Annotated in this window: 4 protein-coding genes; all 4 read left to right on the top strand. The window is 38.9% G+C overall.

Annotation, left to right across the window (positions count from 1 at the left end; genetic code table 11):
- The first annotated feature begins 658 nt into the window (after window positions 1-658).
- From C2M36_RS15385 to C2M36_RS15370, 4 genes are read left to right on the top strand one after another with little or no spacing between them, the layout of a single operon-like run.
- The gene (locus tag C2M36_RS15385; RefSeq protein WP_105255659.1) at window positions 659-2110 is read left to right on the top strand and encodes a site-specific integrase; all 1452 of its coding nucleotides are present in this window, start codon (window positions 659-661) and stop codon (window positions 2108-2110) included.
- The gene (locus C2M36_RS15380; protein WP_105255658.1) at window positions 2103-4052 is read left to right on the top strand and encodes a hypothetical protein; all 1950 of its coding nucleotides are present in this window, start codon (window positions 2103-2105) and stop codon (window positions 4050-4052) included. Before C2M36_RS15385 ends, C2M36_RS15380 begins: the two co-directional genes overlap by 8 nt.
- On the top strand, window positions 4049-6079 hold the full coding sequence (locus C2M36_RS15375; RefSeq protein ID WP_105255657.1) for a hypothetical protein: 2031 nt from the start codon (window positions 4049-4051) through the stop codon (window positions 6077-6079). The genes C2M36_RS15380 and C2M36_RS15375 overlap by 4 nt, the downstream gene beginning before the upstream one ends.
- A complete protein-coding gene (locus C2M36_RS15370) occupies window positions 6076-6453 on the top strand; it encodes a hypothetical protein (RefSeq protein WP_105255656.1) in 378 nt (125 codons plus the stop codon). The genes C2M36_RS15375 and C2M36_RS15370 overlap by 4 nt, the downstream gene beginning before the upstream one ends.
- The last annotated feature ends 296 nt before the right edge of the window (window positions 6454-6749 follow it).

The following is a 6749-nucleotide window of genomic DNA, read 5'->3' as shown; positions in this document are numbered from 1 at the left end:
CCAGAGGGTAATTTCCCCGCTTACACACATTACACGCACAGTTGTGGGCGCCAGAGGGTAATTTTCCCGCTCACACACATTATTACGCACGGTTGTGGGTGCCAGAGGGTAATTTTCCCGTTCACGCACATTATTACGCACGGTTGTGGGCGCCAGAGGGTAATTTCCCCGCTTACACACATTACACGCACAGTTGTGGGCGCCAGAGGGTAATTTTCCCGCTCACACACATTATTACGCACTGTTGCGGGTGTCAGAGGGTAATTTTCCCGTTCACGCACATATTGCTCACATGCGAACAGTACAATCACGCAATATCTAAAAGATGACATTTTTTTAAATCAACACAACAAGATAAATATTTGATAATGCGTGCTATTAAAGTGTAAAGATTAAGAGCGGTAATTTTTATTTTATTAAATTTTAGATAGGCAATAAATTTGATTTTTATTAAATTTCAAATGGACAATTAATTTTAATTTATATTGGTTTTTTTTGTTTTTTTGTTTGTTTTTATTCTATTCTTTATTGAAAGGATAGTGCCGGTGTCAAATGCTTGATTTTATATCAAGTCAAAGGGTAGCTCAGTATGTCTAGTTAAGATATTTGGGCTTGTTAATATTTATTCAATGATTACTGAACTCTGGAGCAATTGAATATGCTAGGTAGGTTACAGCGCCTTGAGGTGATTCCTGTTGTCGAGCATTGTAATTCAATGTTCACTAGGGATATCCCTAGAAGTCTGAATGGAAGCTTTGATGCAGTTACAGCTGACTTATATCAAATCCATGAATTTTCAAATGAGTGGATTGAAAAAGAAAATAATATTTATCAAGTGCCTTACTTATTTGAGTTAGACGGTTCATCATGGGTAGAAGCAAACATGTTTCTGTTTCACATGGCGAAATACTCTACTTCAACTCAGTCGATAAGTAACAAGCTACGTCGTTCAGCCTGGGCTCTGTTAGATTACAAGATTTTTTGCGAAGGATTAGCGATAGAACTGTTTGATTTTTCAGCCTTGCGCCCGATAAATAGGCCCACTTACCGGTACTTTAAGTCTCTTCTTGAATGCGATGAAATTAATGGCCGCTCTCTAAATCAAAAAACAAAAGTTATTTACGATTTTTATAAGTACATTTTTGATAGAGGCAAGCATGATTTTAAAATTGAGCGTGTCGATGTAACGAGGCCTCTTCGTGTTTTTATTAGTACTAACACTGGTTATATAGAAAAAGAAATTATTAAACGAAGCCAAACTGTCTTAACAAAGCCAGCTACACAAGTTGAAGTGGGGTTTATAAGGGATGAGGGAGAAGATCTTAGGCCATTAGTCGGCGATGAATTCAACAATCTTCTCAGCGCTATTGAAGGGGAAGGGCTTAAAGTAGATCAACGGCTAATGGTTTTGATTGCTCTATTAACGGGGGAGCGAAAACAAACAATTTTGACGCTGAGGAGACATCACCTCAGACAATTCAATGAATCCAATCTTGGCAAGGATGGTATGTATCGACTTAATGTATGCTCTACTAATGGAGCTGATACCAAATTCGGTAAGCCACACTTACTATATGTTCCAAAGTTTCTAGCTGAAATGATGATTCGTTATTCACAGTGTGAAGCGTACTTGTCTCGTGTAGCAAAATTTGAAAGGTTGCACGGTAACATTCTTAAAAATGATGATATGTATCTTTTTCTTAGTAGGGAAGGAAATTGTCACTATATGGCAAAAAGCGATCCTAGATACCTTAAAGTTAGGACTCGACCCTCTGGTGGAAATACAAAAACCATAACGGATAGCCTTATTGCTGCTAATGTTGCGCTCCCGAAAAACTTTAGCTTTCACTGGCTTAGAGCTACTTTTGCTCATCAGTTTTATGAGTCTTTGAGACCTTTAGTTTCTTCGGGAGCGTTGAAGCATGGTGACGATATTAGTTTAATTCAAAAACGATTACATCATTCTCACCGAGAAACTACAGAAAGTTATTTAAAATTATTCTCAACTGTTAATGAGAGGCTTCAAGCACAAGAGTTATACGAGAACACTTTGTTTGGTTCAAATAAGTCTGAGATTATAAAAATAATGACCGGAGTAAGAGGTGAGTGAATTACACCCCGTCATTTTGCGTTTAAATGAATTGGCTATAGATACTATTTCACCACAATCCGTTCACGTTAAGCTTTCGGATGAGGTGAGGGTGGCGCCATTAAATATAGGTATTATTGCATATAAAAGCTTTGAAAAGCATGTTGTTTCAGATGGCTTTTTTGGTAATAAAAATGTTTACGTTCCTGTTTCTAGTGAGGTGCTGCCAGGTCGAATTAAATTTTTGGAAGGTTTATTCGACTATTTATATATTTCCCCAAATCGCGAGAATACAAAAAGTATAAAGCTACAGAGAGCTTTGTATTTTACAGAGTGGTTCAATAAAAATGGTCATGCTTACTTTATGGAGAGCAAGGTCAATGCTATTAAAGCTTACGTCTTCTGGACGAGAGAGATAGAAAGGCAAATGAAGTCAGGTGGGTTGAAATGGTCCAGAAAGACAGCTAGTTCATTACAAGCTACATTGCTGGGTTTATTTGAGTTGAGGTTCAAAGGGGACATTCGCTTTGATTTACAACAGGCCATTTATTCCTTTAAAACTCTGAGAGCTGTGAAGGAGGTAAGATCACCAAAAGAAGCTGGGGAGGTACTTAAGGCTTTAGTTGATATAGCCGAGGGATTAACTAACCTGGTGGCTGGTGAAATGTTTTTCCCCTTTAAAATGGAGTTTCTGGGACGAGAATATTTCATCTTCCCTAACGATAAAGGATATGTAAAAACTAAGCATACAAAATTCTTGATTGATAGCTATGATTATGAACTTGGTGTAGTCATTGCGCCTGAAAGAGTAAAATCAGTTCCTCTCAAAGTCCGTAAGGTACAGCTTTGGACTATTAAAGATGCTCTTATAAATATGCGACGCAATAACGAGAATATGTTAAGCCATGTAAGGCTGAGGTTTGCTGATTTAGCCTGTTGTTGCTACCTAGAAGCTTTCTTAATACTTACTGGTATAAGCAGAACTGAATTAATTAAAATTGAGAACGTCGACAGCATTTCATCTAAGAAGTCCGAATACTCCAATGAATTCAAAACAATAAAATTTCGAGCTAAAGGAAAGCCTACCTCCTATCGGTTGCATAAAGAAGGTGTCAAAGTATTAGAACGCTATTTAACGTTAAGAAATTGGCTTGTAAAAATGATGCCGAAAAATGAGCTGAAACATTTATTTATTCGTGTAGTGACGCCCTCTGGAAAGTTTTCATCTACCCCCCCATTTCTTAGGGAGTTAATAGCAGATGACATAGGGCGTGTCTATAAAAGGCTCAGAGGAAAGTTCTTTCCTGAAGGAATGAAAGCGTTAACTCCACAAGAAATACGACGAATAAAGACGGTTGTACTGCATGAGAAAGGTGTACCTTCGAAGGTGGTTGCTGACTCGCTTAACCATAGTGAGAAAATGAATCTCAATACTTATACCAATACAAAAACTAGTGCTCAAGCCGAAGAAATGGTGACATTCTGGAGGAGTGTAAAAGAGGCCACCAAGCAGATTAAAGTCGTTCAAATTGAAGATGTGAAGACGCCAATTGGTGCTGGTGCTGATGTTCCGATTTCTACAGGCCATTGTTCCGATTTTAATAATCCTGTTGACAGCGAACTGACCCCGCTAATTAAAGCTGACTGTAAAACACAATATGGTTGCTTATATTGCGCTAATTACTGTTGTCACGCTGACGAAACCGATATTCATAAGTTACTTAGTTTGGCATTTGTGGTGAGTAGCTTAAAAAGTAAGGGCTTATACCTAGAAGCGCATTATGATCATATTTCGAAGCTTCACATCAGGGTGAATGCAATCCTGACACATGTTAAGTCGTCCTCATCATTTGCGCTTGAAACATATGAGAAGCTTTACAAGAAGGTTTGGGAGCTAGGAGAGCTCACTCCATTTTGGGAGTTGAGGTTGCGGCGTTACGAGTCAATGGGAGTAATGTTTTGAGCAAGCGATATGTGCACCAGCTCTACCAAATAATATCCAAAGAACATGCAAAACAAGAACCCGTCTATTTGGCTGAAGTTTTGCCAGATCCGAGTATTATTATTAGCCAAGACAGTAATGGGGTTTTGAGTACATACAAAAATAATATATGGGATCTCAGTCCTTACTCTTTATCCCCAAATAAAGAACCAGTATTTGATTTCGAGCGAACCCTTGGAATAGGCAGCAACTATGGCGCTATAGAAAATAAGGTGCTGGAAGAAGCAAAACATTTCCTTTTAACCCTTCTATACGTAAGGAGAGGTGGGCGCTTCGGCCGTATTTCGGTCGCTGCATTTCGAAAGTATTTTTATGTAGTAGGTGCAATGGGGCGTTTCTGTATCAAAGTGAACTCTAAGGAAAATCTTCACGCGCTCACTTTAAGGGACTTATTTTCCAATGCGTACTACTTTTCTTTATATGCAAAAACTAACCCAAAGGTTTATACGAATAGAGTAGTAATCGATACCTTCAACAGCTTTCGCACAGTGAGCCAGAAGTACCTTGGCTTTACAGTGCTGTCCATTGATTTTGATGAAAAGAAAGCACGAAGTCATAATCAGCACCCGGTAATTCCAGGAGGATTATATCTTGAGTTTGTTAATGGCTTATCTAGTGATGTTAAATTGATTGCTCGCTATTCACTGCGATTGACCCACTTGATTACAGAATTTGAGAATAAATCTGTCGGGCGTGAGTACTCTAGTCAAAAACGGCTGGGTGTTTCAAAGAGAGACTATAGTTTGACTGTTCCGGAGCTCGTTCAAAAGCACCATTTGGGTGAGCTACTCGTAAAACGATACGGCGTAACAAGTTTAGCTACACTTATTACTTCTTTATATAAAATTCAATATGTTTGTCTCCATATCATAGTTCTGTATACCGGTATGCGCATATCAGAAGCACTTAATATGCCTTTTAACTGTATCCGCGAAGAGGTGCTCTCTCCATCGGTTGTTGATAACGATGGTAGTGTTGCCATTCAGGCTGAGAGCCTTAACCTTGTTTCGTACACAACAAAGCACACTGGTATCAAGGAGGCTGCGAGCTGGTTGGCCAACAAAGATGTCAAGGAGGCAGTTAACATTCTTCAAGCGATAAATCTAGGCTTTGCTAATTCTGAGCATAAAGACTTTAGCAATACTCTTTTTGTTAGCCCTAATCATCTTAAAGGTAAATCTAGAGTTCGAACTGTATTTAAGCCCAAAAAACATCAACCAACGTGGTATAGCTCTCTCATAATAAGGCAGGAAGATCTAGACGTTCTAAGAGCGACAAACCCAGATGAACAGCTTCTCGGTAACTCGTTTGTCCTAGGTGAGCCCTGGCCAATAACTGCGCACCAATTTCGTCGTTCATTGGCATTCTATGCTGCCAACTCAGGTTTTGTGTCACTTCCAACGTTGACTGTTCAGTTTAAACATATAGCTTCTAGTATGACCAAATATTATTGTCGGAACTATGAAAATATTAGTTCTATTTTTGGTTACTTTAACCCTAAAACGAACACGTTCGACCTACCTCGCGGACATACTGTATTTGATTATAAAGAGGCTCGGGTTGCAGTTGTAGTTGAGAGTTTAATCACGGAGCTTATTCGCACCGACGATCAACTTTATGGCAAGAGTAGTAATTACATTCAGAGACAGCGTTGTGATATCAAAACTGAAGAGAGTCCAGTAGACATTCTAACTGTTCGGCAGAAAACTAAAGAAGCTGTGAGTAGAGGCGAGGTTTATTACCGTGAAACTTTGTTAGGAGGGTGTACTAATGTTGAAAAATGCGATAGCCGCATGCTTGGAGAATTTACAAGTTGCTTGGCTTGCTCTAATGCTGTGATTAAACCTAAGAATGTGTCCAAGCAAATTATAGAGTTAACTAAGTATATAGAACTCTTAGAGCCGGACTCCGGAGAGTATCAAGTTGTAGAGGCAGAACTTAGGGAATTAATTGCATTTCAAGAACGTGAACATAGGAAACACAAATGAGCAAAGGAGTAACAAAGTGTTTTGAGGCATTAGAGCGTATCAAGGCAAACAAACCAGTAATATCTAAGTTCATTGATCTTCCAAGGAATAAGGTTACTGCGGCTGTTATTAGTCAAGAAGCTGGCTTTGATAGTGGCTATTTAAAAAAGAATCGGCCACAGCATCAAGAAGTCATTAGCCTGATAGAGTCTTATAGGGCTGCAAGTATCAAGAGTACGTTGTCTACTAAGGAAAAATTTAATAGGGAGCGGCGTAAAGTTGAGCGTCTTCAAGCTCGCCTTGGGGATGTCGAGGGCAAGTTGTACCAGTCTCTTGCTAGAGAATTGCTCTTACTAGATCAGATCGAGCAACTGGAGAAGAAGTTGAAAAAGTAAATATGGGTTAATAACAAATTAGGACTAATACAGTTTATCGTTCAGAGCTGCTTGGGTTGGGGCAAAAAGGCCAGCGCATTAAAAGTTTGGGCAACTTTAAAGTATTATTTTTTAAGATTTCTTAAGCTCTTTGGAACTAGGGCATTGCCCCAGCTATACGTAATATCTAATACAACTACATATGCCTACAGCCATTGATTAATGAATTAAGGCTGTCTGAGCTGTATTCAGGATCCATCGCTTTTCCTACTTTCGTTTTATCAATTATTGATTAGCCTACACCACATCAACTTTAA

The sequence above is a fragment of the Pseudoalteromonas sp. T1lg75 genome, from assembly GCF_002964705.1.
Taxonomy (GTDB): domain Bacteria; phylum Pseudomonadota; class Gammaproteobacteria; order Enterobacterales; family Alteromonadaceae; genus Pseudoalteromonas.
Note: the sequence above shows the minus strand (reverse complement) of the source record. Positions and strands in the feature narration are given on the sequence as shown.

Bases quoted from the DNA above. Each gene is read 5' to 3' on its own strand.
- C2M36_RS15385 (WP_105255659.1), top strand. From the start codon at position 659: ATGCTAGGTAGGTTACAGCGCCTTGAGGTGATTCCTGTTGTCGAGCAT.
- C2M36_RS15370 (WP_105255656.1), top strand. From the start codon at position 6,076: ATGAGCAAAGGAGTAACAAAGTGTTTTGAGGCATTAGAGCGTATCAAG.